The following is a 22608-nucleotide window of genomic DNA, read 5'->3' as shown; positions in this document are numbered from 1 at the left end:
CTTCCCACAGCGCAAGCTGGTAAGACCCCTCATAGACGATGAGGTTGATAGGTTCGGTGTGGAAGCGTGGTAACACGTGGAGCTGACGAATACTAATCGGTCGAGGACTTATCCACACTCTTAGCAATCATGCGTATTCAGTTTTGAAGGAATGACCTTCAATGTTCCTCGGTAGCTCAGTTGGTAGAGCAATCGGCTGTTAACCGATCGGTCGGCGGTTCGAGTCCGTCCCGAGGAGCCATATGGATGGATGTCCGAGCGGCCGAAGGAGCACGATTGGAAATCGTGTAGGCGGGGTCGACCCGTCTCGTGGGTTCAAATCCCACTCCATCCGCCATCTTGGCCCGTTGGTGAAGCGGTTTAACACAGCAGCCTTTCACGCTGTCATACAGGGGTTCGAATCCCCTACGGGTCACCATATTACCCCACAAAGTGAAGTGAACGCTTTGTAGCAACACCGAGTACTTTGCGGGGGCCCCAACAACTGCTTGGGGATTGGGGAGGCTTAGCTCAGCTGGGAGAGCATCTGCCTTACAAGCAGAGGGTCGGCGGTTCGATCCCGTCAGCCTCCACCACTTATATTTTAAAGGATACGGAAGGTCAGCTAAAAGCACCACGTCCTGTGGTAACGCTGACACCAGGTCGTCCTGATCGTCGCGGGATGGAGCAGCTCGGTAGCTCGTCGGGCTCATAACCCGAAGGTCGCAGGTTCAAATCCTGCTCCCGCAACCAAATTTTCTTCCAGATCAATATGGAGCTGTGGTGAAGTTGGAGTTCACGCCGGTCTGTCACACCGGAGGTCGCGGGTTCGAGTCCCGTCAGCTCCGCCATTTCTTACCTATTAAGAATGGCGTGTATTCAATACATATGGCTCGGTAGCTCAGTCGGTAGAGCAGAGGACTGAAAATCCTCGTGTCGGCGGTTCGATTCCGTCCCGAGCCACTTTTATAGGGGCATAGTTTAAAGGTAGAACGAAGGTCTCCAAAACCTTTGGTGTGGGTTCGATTCCTACTGCCCCTGCCATTATTGCAAAACAATAATAGATGTAACATGGCGGTCGTGGCGAAGGGGTTAACGCACCGGATTGTGGCTCCGGCACTCGTGGGTTCAAGTCCCATCGATCGCCCCATGAATTTTATAGTTGGGGATTACTTATTGGGGTATAGCCAAGCGGTAAGGCAACGGACTTTGACTCCGTCATTCCTAGGTTCAAATCCTAGTACCCCAGCCATACAGATGCGGACGTAGCTCAATTGGTAGAGCGTCGCCTTGCCAAGGCGAAGGTCGAGGGTTCGAGACCCTTCGTCCGCTCCATTGATTCACTAGAAGTACTTATTTTACGGAGGCATAGCCAAGTGGTAAGGCACGGGTCTGCAAAACCCTTATCCCCGGTTCAAATCCGGGTGCCTCCTCCAAAATATTTGCCGGTGTGGCGGAATGGCAGACGCGCGCGACTCAAAATCGTGAGGGAAACCGTGGGGGTTCAAGTCCCTTCACCGGCACCATATAAGAAACCAAGCTCTAGGGATTTGTATCCTTAGGGTTTTTTTGTTTGTTGCAGCAAAATAGCTATCGGGTTGGATACAGATCAGTTTGCGCTAGAAGATAAGGTAAGTGATTCAATCCCCAAGACAGTTAAAAACAATTTGTTGAAAATGATTCTCATTATCTATTATAATAAACCAGAAATGGCGGCTTCACAAGAATAAAATTCATTCAACTTGCAAACGCAGGTGAGACAAGGCGCAAGTCTGGATTGGACGATCAGTACCAGGTGGTGAGTGAAATGAACATGGACATCAATAAGCTTGCAGAGCATTTTGCGCGGACTTCTTTTCAGGTGGAGCAAGTATGTCGCTATGTACGTGATCCGGGAAAGAGCTGTGATGACTATACGGAGCCTTTTCCAGGCTTTGTTTTTCCTCTAAGAGGCAAGGCCGAGTTTGATTTTAGCGGAACCACGTATACGCTTGCTCAGGGAAATGTGGTGCACGGCGGCGCAAATATGCCCTTGAATCGGAAGGTCCTGGGGAACAACAGGTGGGAATATCTACTGGTTCTATACCGAGTATGTGGGCCCGAGCCTTCAGGGTTTCGTCTTTCCAAGGCACATTTTCAGCTTACTCCGAGACAAAGTCCTCGCCTGACAGAGCTGCTTGAGCTTTTGTGGCGTTCTTCGGGAGAGCCAGGCGGAATATCAGCCTTTCAAACAGAAACGCTATTTCGCTGTGTACTGGAGGAGCTGTTCGTTTGTGTCCGCAACCAGAGCAGCGATAGTGAGCAAGCGTTATTTGAGAAAGTATCGAAATACATACATGAGCACTATATGGCTGGTCTTAGCGTGCGTGCTTTAGCAGAACAAAATGAGATAAATGAAAACAGATTGTTCTATGTCTTCAAGAAGTATACGGGTATGGGGCCAGGCAATTATTTGATGGCTTACCGTCTTAACCGCGCAAAGGAATGGCTATTGGCGGGCGACGCACCGATCGGTGAGGTGGCAAAAAGCGTAGGCTATGTAGATGCTCTGTATTTCAGCCGTATTTTTAAAAAACAAGTGGGTGTATCCCCAGCCGAATTCCGGGGGAAATTCAGGAATAATCCATATGGTTTTCAGGATGGCTCCATTCCTATCTAAAATACGTTTTGCTAAACTGACCGTAGTTTAGTTCGTCCAGCAAAACTCATTTGGAGGAGTCGTAATGAAAATAATTATGAGACTGTTCGTCTCACTCGCACTTTTGGCCGGTGTTTTGGCCGGCTGCGCTGGAGCTTCAGAGCCTACTAATCGTTCCGCATCAAGCAGCACAACACCTGCACCAGAGGCAAGTAAAACTGAAAAAACCGATCCAGAAGCAGGGAAATGGCCGAGAACATATGTAGATGCGCTTGGCCGTGAGATCGTACTGGAAAAGAAACCTGAGAAGGTCGCACTTCTGTTCTTCCGTAATTTTGAGCATCTATTTTTGCTGAATGAATCTCCTGCTGCAGCGACAGACTTGAATGTACTTGAGGAATGGGAATCCTTGGCTCCGTATAAGGACAAGGAGATTGCTGATATTGGATCAATGACGAGCCCTAATTTAGAAAAATTGCTGGAAATCGAGCCAGATCTCATCGTCATGGTCTCGGGACGGTATGAGAGCTACGGCGATAAGCTGGAGAAAATTGCTCCTGTTATTACTGTGGACAGTAATGAAAATAACTGGCAAGGTGCGCTGCGGGAATACGGAAAAATCTTCGGAAAAGAACAAAAGGCAGAGGATGAGATTACACGGATTGAAGCATTGATTGCCGATTCCAAAGAACAATTGAAGAAATTCAACGACAAAACCTTTGGCGTGATTATGCTCGGAGACAAGCAATTCTGGGGCTTTACTACACAGTTTGTGTTTAACAAGGAAAGCGGTCTCGGACTAAATCCGCCTGAGAAGTATGTTGATATGTCTACAAAAGGGGAGCAGATCTCCCTTGAAGGGCTGGCAGCGATGAACCCTGACTACATGTTTGTTGCTGATATCGGAGGGTCCTCTAAAAATTTGCAAGGCTATCTGAAAAAATTAGAAAGCGATTCAGCATGGAATTCTCTAAAGGCCATAAAAAGCGGTCAGATGTACGCGCTAGACAGCTCAATAGCAGCTGGAGGGCCACTCGGAATTGAACTTGGGGTAAAAACCATCATAAAAAATGTGATCGCTAAGTAGAGCTCTTGATCCAAAAAATACTTGTTGTGGTCGAAGGGGTCTGTCCATAAGCCATATAGTCATATCGACTGCAGTATTATAAGAGGGTAAGAAATTCTCATGGAGAGTTTCTTGCCTTCTTGCATGTTTGCCAGAAAACCAGATGATGATATTCTTAACTGTAGGCTTTTGTTGCAAGCACGGCCTGGAGAATACGCAGGTAGCGATAGCGGTAAGAAAATGAGGTGGATTCTTTGAAGTACGGATTGTATGACAGGCCTCCAATGGGCACGAGCATTTTGGCGGCCCTGCAGTGGATGATCGTAGCTGTCTCCAGCAGTGTAGCCGTTCCCTTGATGATTGGGGACGTATACGGTCTGCAGGTGGATGAGATCGGCAATCTGATGCAGCAGACGATGTTTTTCATCGGTTTGGCGTCCTTTCTGCAGGTATGGATTGGTCATCGTTATCCCATGCTGGAAGGACCGGCGGGATTATGGTGGGGCATTTTCATCATTTTGGCCCAGTTAGGTACGAGCGCAGGACTTCATCCGCGGGAAATTGGCCAATCCTTTCAAGTAGGAATGGCGATGGCAGGTTTATTATTCCTATTGTTCGGGATGATGGGCTGGATTGGAAAGCTCCAAAGATGGTTTACTCCATTAGTATCCGGAACATACATGATTTTGCTTGCGATTTCTTTATGCAGCAACATTTTGACGGGGATGCTGGGTATCGGGTTTCAGCACTCCAAAGAAGTTCAGCCTGGCGTGGCACTCGTTTCGATTGGGATTGTTGCACTTGTTATTTGGATTATGCGAACAAAACGGTTTTCGAGCTTTGCAGTCCTGTTTGGAATGGTCGGCGGATGGGTGCTGTACGCAATCTTGGGGTGGACAGAACCAGTTCGACCGGCTGAGCAACTGATTGCCTGGCCATCCTTCTTTTTCTGGGGAGCACCGCGCTGGGATTGGGGCGTAGTGCTTACAAGCATGCTGACTGGATTTGTGCTGCTGACTAATCTGGTTACGAGCACGGTTGTAATGGGGAAAGCGACAGAAACAGAACCAACCGAGAAGCAGTATAACCGCGGTGGTGTCTTTACAGGTGTTTCTCATCTTCTGTCCGGCTTGAGCGGGGTTGTCGGAATGATCCCCCTTTCGCTAGCAGCAGCCGTCATTCAGACGACTCGGATGGCATCACGTCTGCCATTTATGCTGGCAATGATCGGGATGATGCTGATTGGCCTGTTCCCATTGGTGGCCCATTTCCTGGCTGCCTTACCTACACCGGTTGCGTATGCAGCGATGTTCATTTCGTATACTCAGCTGCTTGGCTTTGGACTGAAGGATTATGTGACAGTAAAAATGGATGAACGGACCATTACAGTCGGTGGCAGCTCTTTGTTGATCGGGATTGGCGTGATGTTCGTTCCTGCAACGGCATGGCAGCATCTCCCACCACTGGCCAGCTTCCTGTTTGGAAATGGCTTGCTCCTCGGTGTACTGGTATGTTTGCTGTTGGAGCATGTCATTTTTCGGCAACCAGAGGCAGCTAAAAAACAGAAAGACGACCATGCTGCTTAAGCGGTCGTCTTTCTTTCTTCACGGCTCCGCCAACAGGCATGCGCAGCCAGTTTTTCTAATCTTTTGCGGTAATAATCGAGGACTGTGTGACTTCACCACCGTTAATTTCGGTGAACATGCGTGCGACTGAACCGAGGATCTCATCCTTTTTTTGTGGAGTGATGCCTTCATGAAAAAAGATCACTTGCAATAGATCACGGCTTTGATCGGTTACACAAGTGCGCTTGGAATCCACGATGGGGCTGCCAAAAGCACCTGTTTCATCAGCGAGCAGCAGTTTTCCCTCCATGTGAACCTCGCGCCCGTTTAACCCCTCGTAGCGGTCATCTTCATGTCCAAATCGGCAAACAACATCGCCCGCCAAATGATTTTGATCATAGATTCCAAAGGGAAGTGCATGCAGGACGGAGAAGAAATTATTAACGTCTACTGCGCTGTTGATCCAGAAAAACGGATTTCCCTGAAGAAGTCGGCGTAGCAAGGCCTCTGAGGAGGGGCGGTATCTGGAAGGATCTGTACCTGCCTTTTTAAAAGCAGCACGCCATTCGCGAATGCCTTCGATGTCGGCAAGACGTGAAAGCTCATGCTCCAAGCGCAGGCCCTCTACAAAATAGTTGATACGTCCTTGCAGCATCTTGGGAGAGTCGCTGACGGAAGCACCGCTGTATTGGATGACGCCGAGCGAGATCTGGGGGAGGCGTTCGGACACTGCCGGGTCTAGCTGTACTTTCATCTAGTGTCACTCCTTTTTACGTATGAGAATGGATAAGCGCGAATACTCGATAGAGGTTCTTTCCCCTATTTTTGGTAGTATAACAAAATATTTTTGTGGAAGCGACTAAGCTTCGATACAATAGAAGAGAACAGAGGAGGTTTCCTTTACGATGACAATGCGTGAAGTGCAGATTTATACAGACGGAGCATGTTCCGGCAATCCAGGGCCAGGTGGTTGGGGGGCGGTCTTGATGTACGGCCAACATATCAAGGAAATGTCTGGAGCCGAACAAAATACAACAAATAACAGAATGGAGCTGCAGGCAGCCATTTCGGCGCTCTCTTCGTTAAAAGAAGGCTGTAAGGTTACCTTATACAGCGATAGTGCCTATTTGGTCAACTGCTTTAAACAGGGCTGGTACAAGGGCTGGCTGAAAAACGGCTGGAAGAACAGCAAGGGACAGCCGGTAGAAAATCAGGACTTGTGGAAGGAGCTGCTTCGCTTAATGGATATCCATCAGGTGGAGTATGTAAAAGTAAAAGGACATGCCGACAACAAGTGGAATAATCGCTGTGACGAGTTGGCGACAGGAGCGATCAAAAAGCTGTGAATGATCTGCAGTACTGGGAACAAACCAAACAGTCCATTATTGACTATGCCACGGAAATTGGAATCGACAAAATTGGCTTTGCCAGTGCCGATCCTTTTACAACACTAAAAGAAAGACTCATCGAGCATAGAGAAAAGGGCTACGAGTCTGGTTTTGAGGAACCGGATTTGGATAAGCGAACTGATCCAGGCTTGCTTGTAGAGGGCGCTCGCTCCCTTATTTCCATCGCCATGGCCTATCCATCCAAGCTAGAGAATCCACCTAAGTCAGAGCCTGGAGCCTATCGAGGAATCCTGTGCCGTGCAGCGTGGGGGACAGATTATCACCACGTCTTGCGTGAAAAGCTTGATAAGCTATCACAGTTTATCAAGGAGCTGGAGCCAGACGCACAAATCGAGTCGATGGTGGATACAGGGGAGCTTTCGGATCGTGCGGTGGCGGAGCGGGCAGGGATTGGCTTTGTAGGCAAAAATTGCGCCGTCATTACGCCTGAATTTGGTTCCTGGGTCTATTTGGGAGAGCTCGTGACTAACTTGCCCCTGCCAAGCGATAGCCCTATCGAGGAAGGCTGCGGTGACTGTAACATTTGCGTGGATGCATGTCCGACAGGAGCGCTCGTTCAGGGCGGACAACTGAATGCTCAGCGCTGTGTTGCCTTTTTGACCCAGGTAAAAGACTTCATTCCAGATGAATTCAGAGGAAAGATTGGGAACAGACTGTACGGCTGTGACACCTGTCAAACCGTTTGTCCCAAAAACCGCCGTATCAACATGAATCATCACTCGGAGTTTCAGCCTGATCCAGAGACGGCGAAACCGTTATTAATTCCGCTGCTTGAGATGAGTAACAAGGAGTTCAAGCAAAGGTTTGGCCTCTCATCTTCATCCTGGCGTGGGAAGAAGCCGATTCAGAGAAATGCGATTCTCGCACTCGCTCATTTTAAGGACAAGTCGGCTGTACCGCATCTGACCCGTCTGCTCGCGAGCGATCCACGTCCTGTTATTCGCGGGACAGCGGCATGGGCATTGGGGAAAATCGGCGGAGAGGATGCCAGGGCTGCTCTTGAGATGTACCGTGAAAAAGAGGAAGCACCAGAAGTGCTGCTTGAGATTGAAAAAGGCATGGATTTGATCAAGGAGTAGATTCAGTAACCATCAGTTGTGGGGAAAGCCGAAAGTCTAACGCTAAGAGCCTGGACGAAGAGGCCTAGCCACTGAATATAGAATAAGGGTTGGGAGGAGAGTTGGTTGGCAAAAGAATTGGGTTATACGACGATGGAGTCACCTATTGGCCCGTTGCTGCTTGCCTCTACAGAGGAGGGCCTTTGCTATATCGAGTTTGCTGATGAGGAATACGGCTTGGAATCACTGCATCGCTGGTGTAAAAAGACGTTTCTCGGAATATCACCACAGCGCAATGATGCCTTAAACGAAGCTACCAAAGCACAGATCCATGAGTATTTTGCAGGTGAACGCCAGACGTTTGATGTTCCAGTTGTGCTGTATGGAACTCCTTTTCAAAAGACAGTGTGGAACGAGCTGACCAATATTCCTTATGGACAGACGCGCTCCTATAAGGAAATTGCTTTGGCAATCGGCGCTTCCAAAGCTGTTCGGGCAATCGGCGGGGCAAACAATCGCAATCCGATTCCGATCATTATCCCTTGTCACCGGGTCATAGGCTCCAACGGGGCGATGGTTGGGTATGGTGGAGGATTATCAATAAAAGAGCACTTGTTAGCATTGGAAAAAGCGCCTGTTTCCATCCAACTCTCTTTCAATCCAGCTGTCCGTTAAAAACGGATGGCTTTTCTTTTTCTTCTGAATGCAAGGAGTTTGACATATTCTTCTTCGTGTAGGGAGTTTGACAAAAGCGCCCTAGAATAGCAGGCAGGAGGGATAAAGAATGGGCTGGCGAGGGTTCGTCCAAAGCTATTTCGATGCTGTGCATCAATCGTGGATGGATGGGGAATATCAACGACTGCTCCCTTTTTTTATAGATAATAAACAGGTGTATGCGGCAGAATGGGAGCGGTTGAATCGGGAGCACAGACAAGCGATGGAACGTGGTGCCATGCTGCGGTCCGTCACAGGACGAGTAGTCCCGATGTGCTGGATGGAGACGAAATCTGCAATAGAAGTTACATTATCGTGGTATGGCAGACGTCATTACGGATTGGTTCAGCAGGAGTATGAGGAAGCCAGTCATCGGCTGCTCCAGCTTCGTCTGAGCAAGGACAGTGAGCAATGGATAATCATCGGCACGAGAGAGTGGGAAGGCGACCTGAAAGCGGATTTCAGCCATGAGCAGGAGGAGCCACTTTTGACTGTATCTGCCATCGAGGACGCTATCACACAGCCGCTTTTGGTGGTACATGGAGCTGGGGGGTATAATCCGGAAAAGGCAGTATCTTATGCTGAGCGCTACTGGAACACAACGAATCCGGCCTATCCGCGCTTTACAGATGATTGTACGAATTTTATTTCCCAATGCTTGCACGCTGGGGGAATTCCAATGCTCTTCTCCAAAGAGAAAGGCAAAGGCTGGTGGATGCGGACGGGAAAAGGGGGAGAATGGAGCTATAGCTGGGCGGTTGCACACAGCTTGTATTTGCTGCTCAAGTCTGGCGGGGCTCCGATGCGAGCGGTATCGAAAAATTCAGCGACTGAGCTGATCCCGGGCGATATTATATGCTATGACTTCGATGGAGATGGCCGTTTTCAGCACAATACGATCGTGGTCACCAAGGACGCGAATCAAATGCCATTGGTCAATGCGCATACGACTGACAGTAGCATGCGATACTGGGCGTATGAGGATTCTACAGCGTATACGCCCAACATTCGCTATGCGTTTTTTCATATTAGAGGGATGTAGTTTGTCGGCGTTGTCGCCTGACTACAGTCGTGACAAAACTAATCAGGCGCAGCAACAGAACAGCTCCGCCAAGCCAAAGGAAATCTGCAAAGCTGTGCGGCTCGCCTTTGATCGAGTGAATGTAAATCAAGCCGTGAAAGATGACCAACAGAAACAGGGCGGGATTGAAAAGATGCAGCCGTTTCCAGCTAGGGCCGCCCAATCGTTTTTCTGCAAAACGCGAAGAGGTAAGCCACAGCGAGAGAAGAATGCAAAAAGCTGCAAGGCCGATGTAATTGGCTACACCTGTCATCGACCAGTTTGGCAGTGGCAAGGGATTGCCGTCATCAGAAGCGAGGAGGAACAGCCCAAGCCAGCCGTCTGCTTTTGGGGCGTTTGTGTCGTGCAGGATCATCAACCGCGGTGTGCCTTGAAAAAGGACAAGCACCAGCAGCACATGTAAAACACCGGTAAGACCAGCCCAGATGCCAATATCCCGGCGGAGGGTTAGGCAGGATGATTGCCAGGACGCAGGCAGCCATGTCTTGATTGGACCGATTAGCAAAGTCACACCGATCAAGACAAACGAGAGGTAGCCGAGTATCATACTCCAGGCTTCCATTCGGGGAAACGCGCCAAAATTGGGCCATAGCGACCATGTACTTACAGCAAGTAGTAGCAGACAAAAGCTATTTGTCCAAAAGCGAAACCAAAAAGCAGGAGTAAAACGCATGACAGCAGTGCTCCTTTCTTGTTTTAGGTTAGATGCAGCAACCGCTGTTTTTGTTACCGTATAGGAATTTATAAGCGACGCTTATGAGTGGTCAGGGCTATGTTCGTTTATGTATAATAAATAGGGAGATCATACGTTTAAGTTCGGTACACAAGGAGATTTGACGTCATGCCGTTACATATTGTTTTGCACGAGCCGCTCATTCCAGCCAATACGGGAAACATTGCCCGGTCGTGTGCTGCTACGGGAGCTCATCTGCATTTGATTCATCCTTTAGGTTTTTCCACCGATGACCGCTATCTAAAACGGGCAGGGCTGGATTACTGGCACGCAGTAAATGTCCATCACCATGAAAGCTTCGACGCTTTTGTCGAGGCACAGGGCGAAAATGCAGGGACGTTTTACTTTGTGGAAACATGGGGGGAAACACTCTATACAGAGGTCTCTTATCGGGATGGAGACTATATCATTTTGGGCAAGGAGACGACGGGCTTGCCGGAAGATCTGACGAACAAGTATCGGGAGCAGACCATCCGTATTCCGATGAGTGGAGCGACGCGCTCTGTGAATTTGTCTAACTGTGCGGCTATCGTCCTGTTTGAGGGCTTGCGTCAACTAGGCTTTCCAGCACTGAAGTAGCATGAGCATAGATGATGCCTGGCAGGCGTAGAGCATTCTGGGCAACTCATGAAAAGGGAGAGAATGTAAATGACCGTAAACACCATCCTGTTTGACCTGGACGGTACCTTGTTGGAGATGCAGACAGACCCTTTCGTCAAAAGCTACTTGGTAGAAGTAGGGCGTCACGTAGGGGATCAGTACGATACCCAAAAGCTGCTCTCGCTCATCTGGGACGCGACAAAGGCTATGATTATGAGCAACGAGCCTGACAAGACCAATGAGCAGGTTTTTATCGAGTATTTCACGGCACACAGCGACTGGCCACGCGAGGAAGTTTGGCCGTTGTTTGATTCGTTTTATCGCGATGTATTTCCGACGCTTTCTCATCTAACCTATCCATCACCGTGGGCCAAACAAATCGTGGAAGCTGCCAAAGAGCAGGGCTTTCGTGTAGCAGTAGCGACGAATCCGGTATTTCCACGTGAAGCGATTCACCATCGGCTGGCCTGGATCGGAATGAGTGCAGATGAGTTTGAGCTAGTGACCGTTTATGAAGAATCACATTTCACGAAGCCGAACCCAGGCTACTTCGCAGAAATTTGCGAAAAGCTCGGAGTAGAGCCGACTGATTGTGTCATGGTAGGGAATCACATGCAGGAGGATATGGTTGCCTCCAAGCTGGGGATGAAAACATTTTTGGTCACGAACTGGATGGAAGACCGCGGAGAGCCACAGTATCAGGTAGACCAGCGTGGGACATTGGAAGAATTGCATAGAGCCATTACCGAGCGCAGCGGAGTGTTTGCAGGCTAATTAGCCTGCTTTTTTTGTTTATGCTACTGGGCGGCAAGCAAACGGGCAGGTGGGTACGCCAAGGTTGAGGATTTACAAGAAAGAAATGAACTTATGTAATGGGAATATTCAAATAGAGAACAGTGTTCTTATATGCGGGAAGGAGGTGGAAATGATGGAAAGTAAAAAGACGGCCAAGCTGGAGACCGGTGACAGAATCTTGAGGATTATGGAGTGCTTCACGCTGGACAAGCCGGAGTGGGGAGTATCTGAGCTGAGCGAGCATTTGCAAGTGTACAAGAGTGTGGTACACAGAGCGCTGGTTACCCTGGAAAATCGCGGCTTTGTTAAACAGAATCCAGAGAACCAAAAGTACTCTCTGGGAATCAAGCTGTTCGAATTGGGGATGATCGTCGCAAGTCAGATCAACATCCGTTCACTGGCAAAACCGATTATGGAAGAGTTGTGCGAGACCACCAATGAGACAGTCATGCTTATGATTGTAGACCAATTGGATGGAATTTGTATCGAAAAAGTCGAGTCTTCCCAAAGCGTACGCTATACGTCTCCGATGGGTAAAAGAGTCCCTCTGCATGCCGGAGCGACCACGAAAATTTTACTGGCCTATTTGCCAGAGAGCACGATTCGGCAAATTATTTCGAGTGAGCTGCCAAGCTATACACAATACACCGTGCGGGACCCCGATAAGCTAGTGGAGGAATTGCAAGTAATCCGGGAGCAAGGCTATTCGATTTCTTCAAATGATTTTTCTTTGGGCGGAATGGGAATTGCTGTACCGATACGCGATTATTCGGGCAATGTAGTCGCAGGTCTGTCCATCTCTGGATTGGAAATCCGTATGAGCAAAGATACAGATCGGTTGCTTCTGTTGTGTCAACAAGCAGCAGCTGAGATATCCAGGCGACTGGGTGCTAGATAATTTTTTTTTGAAATCTATAAAGAACGACGTCCTTGATATAAGAACGAAAATGTACTGACCAGCAAAAGGAAGCAGGAAGCTCTTCTTTACGCAAGCGCGAGGTAAAAATCGCCACTGAGTCGGTAGCAGTCAGGAAGGGAAAGTAAATTCGATTACTTATGGGGAGAGGGAACCTCGATGAGCGAATTACAAAAAGAAGAAATACAGCGTAGAGTTGCAAAGTGTATGCCCTGGATCCTGTTATTTGAGTTTTTTTATATTTTCAATGAAAACGTTTTCAACTTGATTACTCCCAATTTGTCGGATGAGTTTGGTGTAACTCCTTCTACAATTAGTCTGATCGTGACATTCAGCAAGCTGTTCTTCGGGATAGCTTCCATCGTCTATACGGCCTTGTCTGATATTGTGAGTATACGCAAGGTTCTGCTGTTTACCTGTATCATTTTTCCCATTGCTACTCTGATTGGGGTATTTTCCCAGGACAGCTTTACGCTTCTGATTGTGTCGAGAGTCCTGTTCTCGATCACGATTGCTGCCCCGATCGCTTTGCAAATTATTATCGCCATCAAGTATTTTGATAAATTGACTGCTGCTAAATATTTTGGCTACAACACGGCGATCTACCAATTGGCAGGAGCAGCCGGTCATTTGTTCGGTGGATATATTGCCGAGTACCTGCACTGGAATCTCGTATTTTTGATTCCGCTGCTGACGATTTTAGGCATACCGGTCTTATTTAAAAACTTGCCCAAGGAAGTCATGCAAAAAGGCTCCTTCGACATTGCAGGTATGCTTCTGATGACCGCGATTTCCGCTTTCCTCATTACGTTTTTAACTTTCAAAATGCAGTACCCACTGCTGCTGCTGGGTGCCGTCGTTTGTGTAGCCTTGTTTATCTGGCATACCTTTAGAAGCAAAAATCCGTTCCTGAAGCCGGAGTTGTTTAAGGTGAAGGGAATCATGCTTTCATTAATCGTGGGTGCCTTGTTTTATTCAACCCAAATAGGCTTTTACTTCATTTTCCCTTTTATTGTAAAAGAGACGTACAGCATGTCGACAAGTACAATCGGTCTATTTTACACGTTCACAAACATTGCTGCATTTATCATTGGGATGCTTACTGGGCGTATTATCAAAAAAATCGGGTACCGCAACATTGCCTTGCTCGGGGGATTGTTCATTTTTGCCGGGCTGGCGACGATTGCTTTTTTGGTCGGTTATTCCGTCGTGTATTCATTCTTAGGCATGGGACTTTTCAACATTGGCTACGTTTTGTTCTTCTCCGGCTATTTGACGAACTTCACCCAACTGCTTCCGCGGCATCAACACGGGGCAGGAATCGGGGTCGAAAAACTGGTGGTTACGATCTCAGCTTCCCTTGGCGGAGCGTTTGTCGCTTTGCTTTACGGACAGCCGTACATGATGGCAAAAATCGTGGACTTTTCTTCCAACGAAAAAACAGCGCTGTTCAGCAACGTTGCACTCGTGCTTATGATCATGATTGGACTGGCGACCTGGATCTTCGTCCGTGTATTTGGCAAGAAGTTCAATCGCATTGACGAACTGCCTGGTGAATAGTCCAGCCAGCCGTAAATGAACGGATAAGACTCCTAGAAAGGATACATGACCATGCAAAAGCTGTTGATGGATGTAGATACCGGGATCGATGATGCGCTGGCAATCGCCTATGCCGCTTCGATACCCCATATGGAGCTGGTAGGCATCACGACAACTTACGGAATGGCCCCTGTAGACTATTCCTATCGAAACACGCGCAAGATTTTGGAGTATGCCGGTGTCGATGTTCCGGTTTTCAGAGGAGCAGAGAAGCCCTTGCAACGCACACGAGAGTATAGCGGAAGAATTCACGGTACAGATGGTCTGGGGAATACCCTGGGGCCAGTGACCGAGGTTGCTTCGACCCAGCACGCTGCCGATTATTTGATTGAGCAAGTGTACAAGCACGAGGCTGCGCTGACAATTGTGGCTACCGGACCGTTGACGAACCTCGCCATGGCGATACGCAAAGCTCCAGAGATAGCGGGCCTGGTAGGGAGCGTCGTCATCATGGGTGGAGCAGTTATGACACCTGGCAACGTCACCAAATTTGCGGAAGCCAATATCATCATTGATCCGGAGGCGGCGAGTCTTGTCTTTGGCTCTTCGCTTCCCATAACAATGGTGGGGCTGGATGTGACTCGAAAAACATTGCTGACAGCACGGGATGTAGAGCGCTGGAGGGAAGGGCGGAACCATCTGGGCAAATCACTTGCTCCATGCACACAGTTTTATCTGGATGCCTACAAAGAGCTTCACCCCTATTTGCAAGGTTGCGCTCTGCACGATCCTTTGGCTGTTGGTGTAGCTGCCTATCCGGATTTGGTACAGACTGTTCCTATGTTTATCAAGGTAGATCTGGAGGAGGACGCTTTAGGGAGGACGACAGAAGATATTCACCGGGAAGGGAGCGGCCAGCCGACTACAAAAGTATGCGTGCAGGTGGATGCGGACACATTTATGCAAGATTTTTTTCAGCGGATTGGTTGAGTTATAGACCAGTGATAGAAAGGAATGATTCAAGATGAAATGCGATATGATGATCAAAAATTGCAGCTTGCTTACTCCAGATTTTGAGATCGCTCAGAATCAAGCAATCGCGATTCTGGATTCCAAAATCGTGGCTATCGGCAGCTACTCCGAGCTTCAACAGACATACGCAGCAGACAGTGTGCTGGATGGAAAAGGGAAGCTGTGCATGCCGGGCCTGGTCGATGCGCACACACATACGTGCCAGCAACTGTTAAAAGGAAGAACTGCGGATGAGCTGCCGATGATCTGGTCGCGGATTCTGGTCCCGTACGAGGGCAATATGGACGAGCAGGATTCGTATGTGAGTGCCCAGCTTAGCTGTTTGGAAATGATTAAGTCAGGCACGACTGCTTATGCGGATGCTGGCGGCGTGCACATGCACAAGGTTATCGAGGCTACGATCGAATCAGGGATGCGGGCCGCCATTACACGCTCTGCTATTGATATCGGGGACTTCCTGCCGGATACGATGAAACAGCCGCTCGAAGCTATCTTGGATAACAACGAGTGGATGTACAAGAACTATCATGGAAAAGGGGACGGAAGGATCCAGGTGTGGTTTGGGATCCGCCAGGTCATGTCGTGCTCCCCTGAGTTGATCACGGCTGCGGCCCAAAAAGCAAGAGAATATCATACCGGACTTCATATGCATTTGGCGGAGCATCGGGATGAGGTTCGTTATTGTCTGGAGAAGTTCAAACAACGGCCCGTCGAGTATTTGGAATCCCTGGGAGTGCTTGGGCCAAACTTGCTGACGGCACACAACGTTGTTTATTCCGAGCAGGAGTTGGAGATTTTGCGGGAAAGACAAGTGAAGATTGTTCACTGCCCTCGCGCCAACTTCAATTCACATGGGTTCCCCAAAACACCGCGTATGATGCAAATGGGCATGTCGATCGGGATTGGCTCGGATGGGGCTGCGGGTTCGAATCTCAGTCTGTGGGACGAAATACGGGTATTTCGTTCGGGCATGCACGCCTTCTGGGGGCTCCCTGTTTTTGATCCGCTTGTGATGCCGGCTAAGGACTTGCTCAGGATGATCACGACCGGTGGTGCACAAGCTCTTCAAAAGGAACAGGAAATCGGCACAATCGAGGTCGGAAAGAAAGCGGATGTTATTCTCGTCAATATTGACCAGCCGCATATCATGCCTACACGTAATCTGTTGAATACCCTGATAGAATCCGTCACGAGCAAAGATGTGGAAGACGTCATTATTGATGGCAAACTAGTCATGAAAAACCGGGAAATGCTGACGCTCGACGAAGAGCGGATTATGTACGAGAGCGCAGCGAGAATGGAATCTATTTTACAAAAGGCAGGCATCTAAGCTGATATATCTTGCAAAAACAAAGCGGAGAATAGTCCCCTTTACATGCCATTTCACATACTTTTCCCAAACTCTTCATGTAGGCTAGTCTATGTATGATATGACGCTTGCTATAGAGGAGGAGAGCTTCGTGAAAAAAATCGTTTCATCTCTATTGGTCATTGGACTTTTGTTCGGCGGGATTTCAGCGGTCAGCGCAGAAGGCAGTAAAGCGGTGGTCAAGCAAACGAAGGAAGAAAAAGCTCAGCATCAGCTGGAGAAATGGCAGACAAAAGCAGCCAAGCTGGGAGTAGCAGCAGGCAATCAGACATTGGAACAGCTGAAAGCGGCAGTACAACAGGCAAAGTCAGAGCATCAAGCACAAGCTGAAGCCAAGCGCAGTGAAAAAGCAGCGAAGTGGGGAATTGAAACCACGGGAAAAACGAACAAGGAAGTAAAGGCAGCGATTCAAGCAGCCAAAGCGGCTGATAAAGCGGTGAAAAAAGAAGAGAAGGCAGCGAAAAAGGAAGCTAAAAAGGAAGCAAAAGCTGCCAAAAAGGCTGAAAAGAAAACGGAAAAGAAAGCGCAAAAGCAGCAAGCGAAAAAGCAAAAGGCATAGGTCGGGAAAGTATAAAAAAAGCAGGTTGCCCATGACAGGCAGCCTGCTTTTTTGCTGAGAGAAGTGCTTGTTATGAAAAAGCAACTAGCTCTAGCTTGTCCTTACAGATTCCAGGTTTTGTCCTCGTTGTAGCCAGCTGTAAGAATGAACAACAGAAAAGCTGCGAAGACCAACGCTACGATAAACGTACCCATGTTGGACAGCTCCTTTCGTAAACAAACTACTCCCATTATAGCGTAGCCTGCCCACTTTGCAAACGGATTAAAGACCTTGCAAACGTCAAGTCAATGACAATTTTCGGTATTTTTTCACCAAGCTTAAAAAGGCACCGAGGGCGATTGGAACGCTCAGTATTTCCCCTGTGTCCAGCTGCATCCCGGTCACCCATTGGTAAATAAACACAGCCATAATGATGACCGATGCGATTCCAGTAAGATAAAGCCCTTTTATCATTTGAATACGATCTAGTTGCTCAGACATAGTATCATTCCTCCATTTGTTTTCCAGTCAATGATTGAAGCATCCGAGGTTGTTGCTCTTGTATATAGTTTATACCGATCAAGAATATGTAAACCATCGATTTAGCTTACGAAACAAAGAATGAACCTTACATTTCTGTAATTCATCCTTAATAAATGAACTGCTACACACTCCTCCCGATTTTTATGGGAAGATTGCTGAAACTTGTGCGGATGTCTCGCATACAAATATGTAAAGGCTTTACGAGCCTGTTGGCAACCGAAGAAAACGGACTTACGCACGAATGCGTGACCGCAGGCGGACATATACATGAGAGTACATTGTCGTTGGGGAAGAGAGAGGGGCTTATGAGGGAGGAGTGTCGAACATGGACATTTTAAAACGGATCGCTGAGCACCGGGCCCGAGAAGAAAACCTGATGTGGAGAGGCACGTTTGCCGAATATTTGCAATTGGTTCGAAAAAATCCAGAAATTGCACAGACGGCTCATTCACGCGTCTACAACATGATCAAAGGCGCTGGTGTAGAGGAGAACGAGGATGGCACCCGCTCGTATCAATTTTTTAGTCGGGAAATCTTCGGTCTTGATCGCTCCGTAGAGCGCCTGGTTGAGGAATATTTCCACTCCGCAGCACGCCGTTTGGATGTTCGCAAGCGGATTTTGCTCTTGATGGGGCCAGTCAGTGGAGGGAAATCGACATTGGTCACCATGCTCAAGCGTGGATTGGAAGAATACTCCCGCACAGAGGAAGGCGCGATCTATGCATTGGAAGGTTGTCCGATGCAGGAGGAGCCATTGCACTTGATTCCGCATGACCTGCGGCCAGAAATAGAAGAAGAGCTGGGGATCAAGATCGAAGGCGAGCTGACTCCATATAACCGGATGCGGCTGGAAAAAGAGTATGGCGGGCGCATTGAAGATTTCCCTGTATGCCGGATTCTCTTCTCGGAGGCAAACCGTGTGGGGATTGGTACCTTTAGTCCTTCCGATCCAAAATCACAGGATATCGCCGATCTGACAGGGAGCATTGACTTTTCAACGATTACCAAGTACGGTTCTGAATCTGACCCGCGTGCCTATCGCTTCGATGGCGAATTAAACAAAGCGAACCGTGGGTTGATGGAGTTCCAGGAAATGCTCAAATGCGACGAGAAATTTCTCTGGCATTTGCTGTCTCTGACACAAGAAGGAAACTTCAAGGCAGGCCGTTTTGCACTTATTTCAGCTGATGAGCTGATCGTTGCCCATACGAATGAATCGGAGTACAAAGCATTTATTGCCAACAAGAAAAACGAAGCGCTCCAGTCACGGATTATCGTCATGCCGATGCCATATAACCTGCGCGTTAGCGATGAGGAAAAAATATATTCGAAGCTGATCAAGCAATCTGACTTGGGGCACGTGCACATCGCTCCACATGCGCTTCGTTCCGCGGCTATTTTCTCGATTTTGACCAGATTGAAGGATTCGAAAAAGCAGGGTGCTGATTTGCTGAAGAAAATGCGCTTGTATGATGGCGAATCTGTCGAAGGCTTTAAGGGAGCCGATCTGGAAGAGCTGCGAAACGAGCATGCTGACGAGGGAATGGCGGGAATCGACCCGCGCTACGTCATTAACCGCATTTCCAGTGCCCTGATCAGACGCGATACTGAGTGCATCAATGCGTTGGATATTCTCCGGGCGCTGAAGGAAGGCTTCGACCAGCATCCATCGATCACGAAAGAACAGCGTGAGCGGTACATGAACTTCATTTCCAGTGCACGCAAGGAATATGATGAGCTGGCGAAAAAAGAAGTGCAAAAAGCGTTTGTCTACAGCTACGAAGAGTCCGCGAAAACGCTCATGGATAACTATTTGGATAATGTCGAAGCGTACTGCAATATGAATAAGCTGCGTGATCCGGTCACTGGCGAGGAGATGGACCCAGATGAGCGCCTGATGCGTTCCATCGAGGAGCAAATCGGCATCTCGGAAAATGCCAAACGGGCATTCCGCGAAGAAATTCTCATCCGAATTTCTGCCTATGCACGCAAAGGCAAGCGTTTTGACTACAGCACACACGACCGACTGCGTGAAGCCATTGAGAAAAAGCTGTTTGCTGATCTGAAGGATGTCGTAAAAATCACGACTTCGAATAAGACCCCGGATGAGCATCAGCTCAAAAAGATCAATGAGGTGACAAAGCGCCTCATCGAAGAGCATCATTACTGCCCGGTATGCGCCAATGAGCTGCTCCGCTACGTCGGCAGTCTGTTGAACCGATAACCTACACAGCCAAGTCTTATGGCTTATCGAGCATTTCATAATCGGCGCGGATTGCGCCAGTTACTAGGAGGAGACGGCATGGAAGATTCTTCATCGTTCATTGTCTCCCGGGAAGACTGGTCGCTGCACCGCAAAGGGTACCAGGACCAAAATCGACACCAGGAAAAAGTGAAAGAAGCGATCAAGAAAAATTTGCCCGATCTCGTCAGCGAAGAAAATATCATCATGTCGAACGGTCGGGAAGTAATCAAGATCCCTATTCGCTCTCTGGATGAGTACCGGTTGCGTTTTAACTTCCAAAAGGGGAAGCATGGCGGTCAAGGAAAAGGGAACAGCAAGGTTGGAGACGTAGTAGCCAAGGACGGAGATCAGGCTCAAGGTCCAGGAAAAGGGCAAGGAGCGGGCGATCAGCCTGGTGTGGATTACTATGAGGCAGAGATCAGTGTGGAAGAATTGCAGGAGATGCTATTCGCTGAGCTGGAGCTGCCGAATCTGCAACGAAAAGACGAGGATCAAATCGTCATTGAAGAGACTCGCTTCAACGATGTACGGAAAAAGGGCTTAATGGGCAATATCGACAAGAAGCGGACCTTGATCGCGGCGATCAGGCGCAATGCGCTGGCAGGCTACAGCGATCTGGAGCTCGGCATCACTGATGAGGACCTGCGCTTTAAGACGTGGGAGGAAATCATCAAGCCCCACTCCAACGCAGTCATCATCGCGATGATGGATACGTCAGGCTCCATGGGCGTGTTCGAGAAGTATATTGCCCGCAGCTTCTTTTTCTGGATGGTCCGTTTCCTGCGCACCAAGTATGAGAAAGTGGAGATCGTCTTTATCGCTCACCATACCGATGCCAAGGAAGTGACCGAGGATACCTTTTTCTCCAAAGGTGAAAGCGGGGGAACCATTTGCTCCTCTGCCTACAAAAAAGCGTTGGAGATCATCGATAGCCGTTACCCGACATCTCAGTACAATATTTATCCGTTCCACTTCTCAGATGGCGACAACCTCACCTCTGACAACGAGCGCTGCGTCAAGCTGGTGAAGGAGCTCATGGAGCGGTGCAATATGTTCGGATATGGAGAGGTCAATCAGTATACATCTTTATCATATATACAAAAGGCTCCCGCTTAGACAGGGAACCTTGGAATTATTTCAAGTTCAAATTGATCTTTTTTCGTCCATTCTTTTTTTCGGATGTATAGCACCTTTTCAAGGATTGACTTGAGAAGGTGATTTTTTTGTTCCATGTCTTCCATGCTATTGTAATTCTCGAGCACTGAACGAACTTTTGGGATGATAGTTTGCTGATGCTCTCTACGATGCAACTCTTCAGCACATTCTTTTTGCAAGCGTGAAATGCTAGCTTCTGCTTCTCTAAGCTTGTCCGAAATGCTTTTATGCCTTTGAAGGAAAACTTCTTCACTGTATATCTTTTTTTCTAGCATTTCAAAAGCAGTCTCCCGCATAGAATTTAAATCTGCAAGTTCTTTATTTAATACGGCTATTTGCTTTTGTTTAGTCTCTAACATATCTTCCTTTTTTTCATGCATAGAAGCTGCTACTTCATTTTCAGAGAGTCGAGACTTGTCAGCCAAGGTTTCGAGAGCTTGGAGGACTCGTTGTTCAATGATGGGTAATAGAGCACCTTTTTGGATTGTTTGGCATCTTGGATTTATGCAGCGTAATTGTGCATTTGGTCGGTTAGGTGATCTCATCAGAAAAAGCGCGCGTTCACATATGCCGCACTTAATAATTCCGGCCAGAGGATTACTCAGGGAGACCCCCTCTTTTGTGGGAGTTCTCCAACGGTCTCTTAAGGCTGTGTTCGCATCGTCAAATTCCTTTTGAGTAACAATGGCTTCATGAGCATTTTCGTGACGAATCCATAATTCTGGAGGCACTTTTTTTCTAACCCTTTTGCCATTTCTTTTCATGTGTTTCTCTTTACCCCAGATGATATGCCCCAAATAAGCCTCATTTTTGACTATATGAGATACAGTTGACTGCTCCCATAAGTCCCCCTCTGGTGGCTTTACTCCAAGGGAGTCAAGATGTTTAACAACAGCTTGTCGACCATAACCGTTAGCCATTAGTTCAAAGACTTTTCTGACGATGGGTGCTTCTACTGGGTTAGGGATTAATTTAAGATTTTCATCACGATCATATCCATACGGAGGTCTACGTGTGATCGATTTACCATCCTTGGCTGATCGTCTACGACCGCCTTGCAGACGTTTATTGATCTGCTTTAACTCTTCACGAGCAATGATGGATTTTACCCCAAACAGCAGCTCCGCGCCTTCTGCATTACAGTCAATAACTTCTGTAGGCGTGATGATAAGTGTTTCTGAGAACTTGAAGGCACGGAAAATAGTCCCGGCATCGATCATGTCACCACGGCCGAGACGATCCAGGTCCATAACAACTACACCCTCAACCAATCCATCCTCGATCTGCCGGAGCATTTCTTGGGCCTCCGGGCGCTCCGAAAGGTATTCTCCAGAAACTATTTCCTCAAAAATACCAATAACATTATGTCCTTCACGTCGGTTCAACTCAAGCAGCTCGCGCCGGTGCTTTGCTAAGGTATCAAACGGAGTGCTGCTCTCTAGAGCTTTCCGTTCCTCTTCAACGTCTTTTCTGCTTTTCCGCAAATATACGAATACGTCCAAGTGAGTAGGGCGGCTCATGAAATCACCTCCCTATGATTATAGCAAGAATCATAAAGGGAGGTGCTGGAAAATGAATCACCTTGTTGGTATGCATGATGATATACTATAATTGTACGCGAAAACGCGTACAA

Annotated in this window: 20 protein-coding genes, 13 tRNA genes and 1 rRNA gene; 30 read left to right on the top strand and 4 right to left on the bottom strand. The window is 48.1% G+C overall.

Going from position 1 to position 22608, the window contains the following annotated elements; genetic code table 11:
- From C3B52_RS33025 to C3B52_RS32945, 17 genes are all read left to right on the top strand, one after another.
- A 23S ribosomal RNA gene (locus tag C3B52_RS33025) occupies window positions 1-116 on the top strand; the annotation flags it as partial.
- 49 nt (window positions 117-165) lie between these two features.
- Window positions 166-241 (top strand) — tRNA-Asn (locus tag C3B52_RS33020).
- A gap of 3 nt (window positions 242-244) precedes the next feature.
- Window positions 245-337, top strand: a tRNA-Ser gene (locus C3B52_RS33015).
- 4 nt (window positions 338-341) lie between these two features.
- A tRNA-Glu gene (locus tag C3B52_RS33010) sits at window positions 342-418 on the top strand.
- A gap of 81 nt (window positions 419-499) precedes the next feature.
- Window positions 500-575 (top strand) — tRNA-Val (locus C3B52_RS33005).
- Window positions 576-655: 80 nt separating this feature from the next.
- Window positions 656-732, top strand: a tRNA-Met gene (locus tag C3B52_RS33000).
- 21 nt (window positions 733-753) lie between these two features.
- A tRNA-Asp gene (locus tag C3B52_RS32995) sits at window positions 754-830 on the top strand.
- Window positions 831-869: 39 nt separating this feature from the next.
- Window positions 870-942 (top strand) — tRNA-Phe (locus C3B52_RS32990).
- A 7-nt stretch (window positions 943-949) separates the two neighbouring features.
- Window positions 950-1023, top strand: a tRNA-Trp gene (locus C3B52_RS32985).
- Window positions 1024-1053: 30 nt separating this feature from the next.
- A tRNA-His gene (locus C3B52_RS32980) sits at window positions 1054-1129 on the top strand.
- A gap of 27 nt (window positions 1130-1156) precedes the next feature.
- Window positions 1157-1231, top strand: a tRNA-Gln gene (locus C3B52_RS32975).
- Between the two features lie 7 nt (window positions 1232-1238).
- Window positions 1239-1314, top strand: a tRNA-Gly gene (locus tag C3B52_RS32970).
- A 27-nt stretch (window positions 1315-1341) separates the two neighbouring features.
- Window positions 1342-1415: transfer RNA gene (locus C3B52_RS32965), tRNA-Cys, on the top strand.
- A gap of 8 nt (window positions 1416-1423) precedes the next feature.
- Window positions 1424-1505 (top strand) — tRNA-Leu (locus tag C3B52_RS32960).
- A gap of 281 nt (window positions 1506-1786) precedes the next feature.
- Entirely contained in the window at window positions 1787-2638 is an 852-nt protein-coding gene (locus tag C3B52_RS32955; protein WP_201264975.1) for an AraC family transcriptional regulator, read from the top strand.
- A 64-nt stretch (window positions 2639-2702) separates the two neighbouring features.
- Complete coding sequence (locus C3B52_RS32950) at window positions 2703-3704, top strand: ABC transporter substrate-binding protein (RefSeq protein WP_103110573.1); 1002 nt, start codon at window positions 2703-2705, stop codon at window positions 3702-3704.
- A 233-nt stretch (window positions 3705-3937) separates the two neighbouring features.
- Complete coding sequence (locus C3B52_RS32945; RefSeq protein ID WP_103110572.1) at window positions 3938-5269, top strand: purine/pyrimidine permease; 1332 nt, start codon at window positions 3938-3940, stop codon at window positions 5267-5269.
- 55 nt (window positions 5270-5324) lie between these two features.
- Here C3B52_RS32945 and C3B52_RS32940 read toward each other — a convergent pair whose 3' ends face one another.
- On the bottom strand, window positions 5325-6002 hold the full coding sequence (locus C3B52_RS32940; RefSeq protein ID WP_103110571.1) for a B3/B4 domain-containing protein: 678 nt from the start codon (window positions 6000-6002) through the stop codon (window positions 5325-5327).
- A gap of 157 nt (window positions 6003-6159) precedes the next feature.
- On the opposite strand from C3B52_RS32940, the gene rnhA reads away from it, so the two are divergent.
- The 4 genes from rnhA to C3B52_RS32920 all read left to right on the top strand — a co-directional run bounded on the left by rnhA (window position 6160) and on the right by C3B52_RS32920 (window position 9471).
- Entirely contained in the window at window positions 6160-6594 is a 435-nt protein-coding gene (rnhA, locus tag C3B52_RS32935; RefSeq protein ID WP_201264977.1) for a ribonuclease HI, read from the top strand.
- Window positions 6591-7736, top strand: a complete 1146-nt coding sequence (gene queG, locus C3B52_RS32930; RefSeq protein ID WP_103110569.1) for a tRNA epoxyqueuosine(34) reductase QueG — start codon at window positions 6591-6593, stop codon at window positions 7734-7736. The genes rnhA and queG overlap by 4 nt, the downstream gene beginning before the upstream one ends.
- A 105-nt stretch (window positions 7737-7841) precedes the next feature.
- Window positions 7842-8390, top strand: coding sequence for a methylated-DNA--[protein]-cysteine S-methyltransferase (locus C3B52_RS32925; protein WP_103110568.1), 549 nt, complete (start codon window positions 7842-7844; stop codon window positions 8388-8390).
- 109 nt (window positions 8391-8499) lie between these two features.
- On the top strand, window positions 8500-9471 hold the full coding sequence (locus tag C3B52_RS32920; protein WP_103110567.1) for an amidase domain-containing protein: 972 nt from the start codon (window positions 8500-8502) through the stop codon (window positions 9469-9471).
- Here C3B52_RS32920 and C3B52_RS32915 read toward each other — a convergent pair.
- Window positions 9458-10183: a ferric reductase-like transmembrane domain-containing protein gene (locus C3B52_RS32915; protein ID WP_103110566.1), complete on the bottom strand. Its 726-nt coding sequence runs from the start codon at window positions 10181-10183 to the stop codon at window positions 9458-9460. The two genes, C3B52_RS32920 and C3B52_RS32915, sit on opposite strands and share 14 nt — an antisense overlap.
- A 168-nt stretch (window positions 10184-10351) precedes the next feature.
- Between C3B52_RS32915 and trmL the strand changes: the two genes are divergently transcribed.
- From trmL to C3B52_RS36975, 7 genes are all read left to right on the top strand, one after another.
- The gene (gene trmL, locus C3B52_RS32910; protein WP_103110565.1) at window positions 10352-10822 is read left to right on the top strand and encodes a tRNA (uridine(34)/cytosine(34)/5-carboxymethylaminomethyluridine(34)-2'-O)-methyltransferase TrmL; all 471 of its coding nucleotides are present in this window, start codon (window positions 10352-10354) and stop codon (window positions 10820-10822) included.
- A gap of 69 nt (window positions 10823-10891) precedes the next feature.
- A complete protein-coding gene (locus C3B52_RS32905; protein WP_103110564.1) occupies window positions 10892-11617 on the top strand; it encodes an HAD family hydrolase in 726 nt (241 codons plus the stop codon).
- Window positions 11618-11771: 154 nt separating this feature from the next.
- Window positions 11772-12536 (top strand): IclR family transcriptional regulator, encoded by a 765-nt coding sequence (locus C3B52_RS32900; protein ID WP_164685029.1) that lies wholly within the window; start codon window positions 11772-11774, stop codon window positions 12534-12536.
- Window positions 12537-12713: 177 nt separating this feature from the next.
- Window positions 12714-14114 carry an MFS transporter gene (locus C3B52_RS32895; protein WP_103110562.1) on the top strand — a complete coding sequence of 467 codons (1401 nt, stop codon included), beginning with the start codon at window positions 12714-12716 and terminating at the stop codon, window positions 14112-14114.
- A gap of 45 nt (window positions 14115-14159) precedes the next feature.
- Complete coding sequence (locus C3B52_RS32890; protein ID WP_306418844.1) at window positions 14160-15083, top strand: nucleoside hydrolase; 924 nt, start codon at window positions 14160-14162, stop codon at window positions 15081-15083.
- Between the two features lie 46 nt (window positions 15084-15129).
- Window positions 15130-16455 carry an amidohydrolase family protein gene (locus C3B52_RS32885; RefSeq protein WP_235615933.1) on the top strand — a complete coding sequence of 442 codons (1326 nt, stop codon included), beginning with the start codon at window positions 15130-15132 and terminating at the stop codon, window positions 16453-16455.
- 130 nt (window positions 16456-16585) lie between these two features.
- A complete protein-coding gene (locus tag C3B52_RS36975; RefSeq protein WP_164685028.1) occupies window positions 16586-17053 on the top strand; it encodes a hypothetical protein in 468 nt (155 codons plus the stop codon).
- 279 nt (window positions 17054-17332) lie between these two features.
- Here the strand turns inward: C3B52_RS36975 and C3B52_RS32880 are convergent, their stop codons facing one another.
- Window positions 17333-17533: a hypothetical protein gene (locus tag C3B52_RS32880; protein ID WP_103110559.1), complete on the bottom strand. Its 201-nt coding sequence runs from the start codon at window positions 17531-17533 to the stop codon at window positions 17333-17335.
- Between the two features lie 367 nt (window positions 17534-17900).
- On the opposite strand from C3B52_RS32880, the gene C3B52_RS32875 reads away from it, so the two are divergent.
- Both C3B52_RS32875 and yhbH read left to right on the top strand, forming a co-directional pair.
- The gene (locus C3B52_RS32875) at window positions 17901-19799 is read left to right on the top strand and encodes a PrkA family serine protein kinase (RefSeq protein ID WP_103110558.1); all 1899 of its coding nucleotides are present in this window, start codon (window positions 17901-17903) and stop codon (window positions 19797-19799) included.
- A gap of 78 nt (window positions 19800-19877) precedes the next feature.
- Window positions 19878-20936 (top strand): sporulation protein YhbH, encoded by a 1059-nt coding sequence (yhbH, locus tag C3B52_RS32870; protein ID WP_235615932.1) that lies wholly within the window; start codon window positions 19878-19880, stop codon window positions 20934-20936.
- On the opposite strand, the gene C3B52_RS32865 is transcribed toward yhbH, so the two are convergent.
- Window positions 20933-22495 carry a recombinase family protein gene (locus C3B52_RS32865; RefSeq protein ID WP_103110557.1) on the bottom strand — a complete coding sequence of 521 codons (1563 nt, stop codon included), beginning with the start codon at window positions 22493-22495 and terminating at the stop codon, window positions 20933-20935. The two genes, yhbH and C3B52_RS32865, sit on opposite strands and share 4 nt — an antisense overlap.
- Window positions 22496-22608: the final 113 nt, after the last annotated feature.

The sequence above is a fragment of the Brevibacillus reuszeri genome, assembly GCF_002897295.1.
GTDB lineage: Bacteria > Bacillota > Bacilli > Brevibacillales > Brevibacillaceae > Brevibacillus > Brevibacillus reuszeri_A.
The sequence above is the reverse complement of the archived record's forward strand: the minus strand, read 5'-3'. Positions and strand labels throughout refer to the sequence as shown.

What these genes read in the sequence shown, in the direction of transcription:
- C3B52_RS32955 (WP_201264975.1), top strand. Translation starts at nt 1,787, where the DNA reads ATGAACATGGACATCAATAAGCTTGCAGAGCATTTTGCGCGGACTTCT.
- C3B52_RS32950 (WP_103110573.1), top strand. Translation starts at nt 2,703, where the DNA reads ATGAAAATAATTATGAGACTGTTCGTCTCACTCGCACTTTTGGCCGGT.
- C3B52_RS32940 (WP_103110571.1), bottom strand. Translation starts at nt 6,002, where the DNA reads ATGAAAGTACAGCTAGACCCGGCAGTGTCCGAACGCCTCCCCCAGATC.
- rnhA (WP_201264977.1), top strand. Translation starts at nt 6,160, where the DNA reads ATGCGTGAAGTGCAGATTTATACAGACGGAGCATGTTCCGGCAATCCA.
- C3B52_RS32920 (WP_103110567.1), top strand. Translation starts at nt 8,500, where the DNA reads ATGGGCTGGCGAGGGTTCGTCCAAAGCTATTTCGATGCTGTGCATCAA.
- C3B52_RS32915 (WP_103110566.1), bottom strand. Translation starts at nt 10,183, where the DNA reads ATGCGTTTTACTCCTGCTTTTTGGTTTCGCTTTTGGACAAATAGCTTT.
- trmL (WP_103110565.1), top strand. Translation starts at nt 10,352, where the DNA reads ATGCCGTTACATATTGTTTTGCACGAGCCGCTCATTCCAGCCAATACG.
- C3B52_RS32905 (WP_103110564.1), top strand. Translation starts at nt 10,892, where the DNA reads ATGACCGTAAACACCATCCTGTTTGACCTGGACGGTACCTTGTTGGAG.
- C3B52_RS32900 (WP_164685029.1), top strand. Translation starts at nt 11,772, where the DNA reads ATGGAAAGTAAAAAGACGGCCAAGCTGGAGACCGGTGACAGAATCTTG.
- C3B52_RS32895 (WP_103110562.1), top strand. Translation starts at nt 12,714, where the DNA reads ATGAGCGAATTACAAAAAGAAGAAATACAGCGTAGAGTTGCAAAGTGT.
- C3B52_RS32890 (WP_306418844.1), top strand. Translation starts at nt 14,160, where the DNA reads ATGACCATGCAAAAGCTGTTGATGGATGTAGATACCGGGATCGATGAT.
- C3B52_RS32885 (WP_235615933.1), top strand. Translation starts at nt 15,130, where the DNA reads ATGATGATCAAAAATTGCAGCTTGCTTACTCCAGATTTTGAGATCGCT.
- C3B52_RS32880 (WP_103110559.1), bottom strand. Translation starts at nt 17,533, where the DNA reads ATGTCTGAGCAACTAGATCGTATTCAAATGATAAAAGGGCTTTATCTT.
- C3B52_RS32875 (WP_103110558.1), top strand. Translation starts at nt 17,901, where the DNA reads ATGGACATTTTAAAACGGATCGCTGAGCACCGGGCCCGAGAAGAAAAC.
- yhbH (WP_235615932.1), top strand. Translation starts at nt 19,878, where the DNA reads ATGGAAGATTCTTCATCGTTCATTGTCTCCCGGGAAGACTGGTCGCTG.
- C3B52_RS32865 (WP_103110557.1), bottom strand. Translation starts at nt 22,495, where the DNA reads ATGAGCCGCCCTACTCACTTGGACGTATTCGTATATTTGCGGAAAAGC.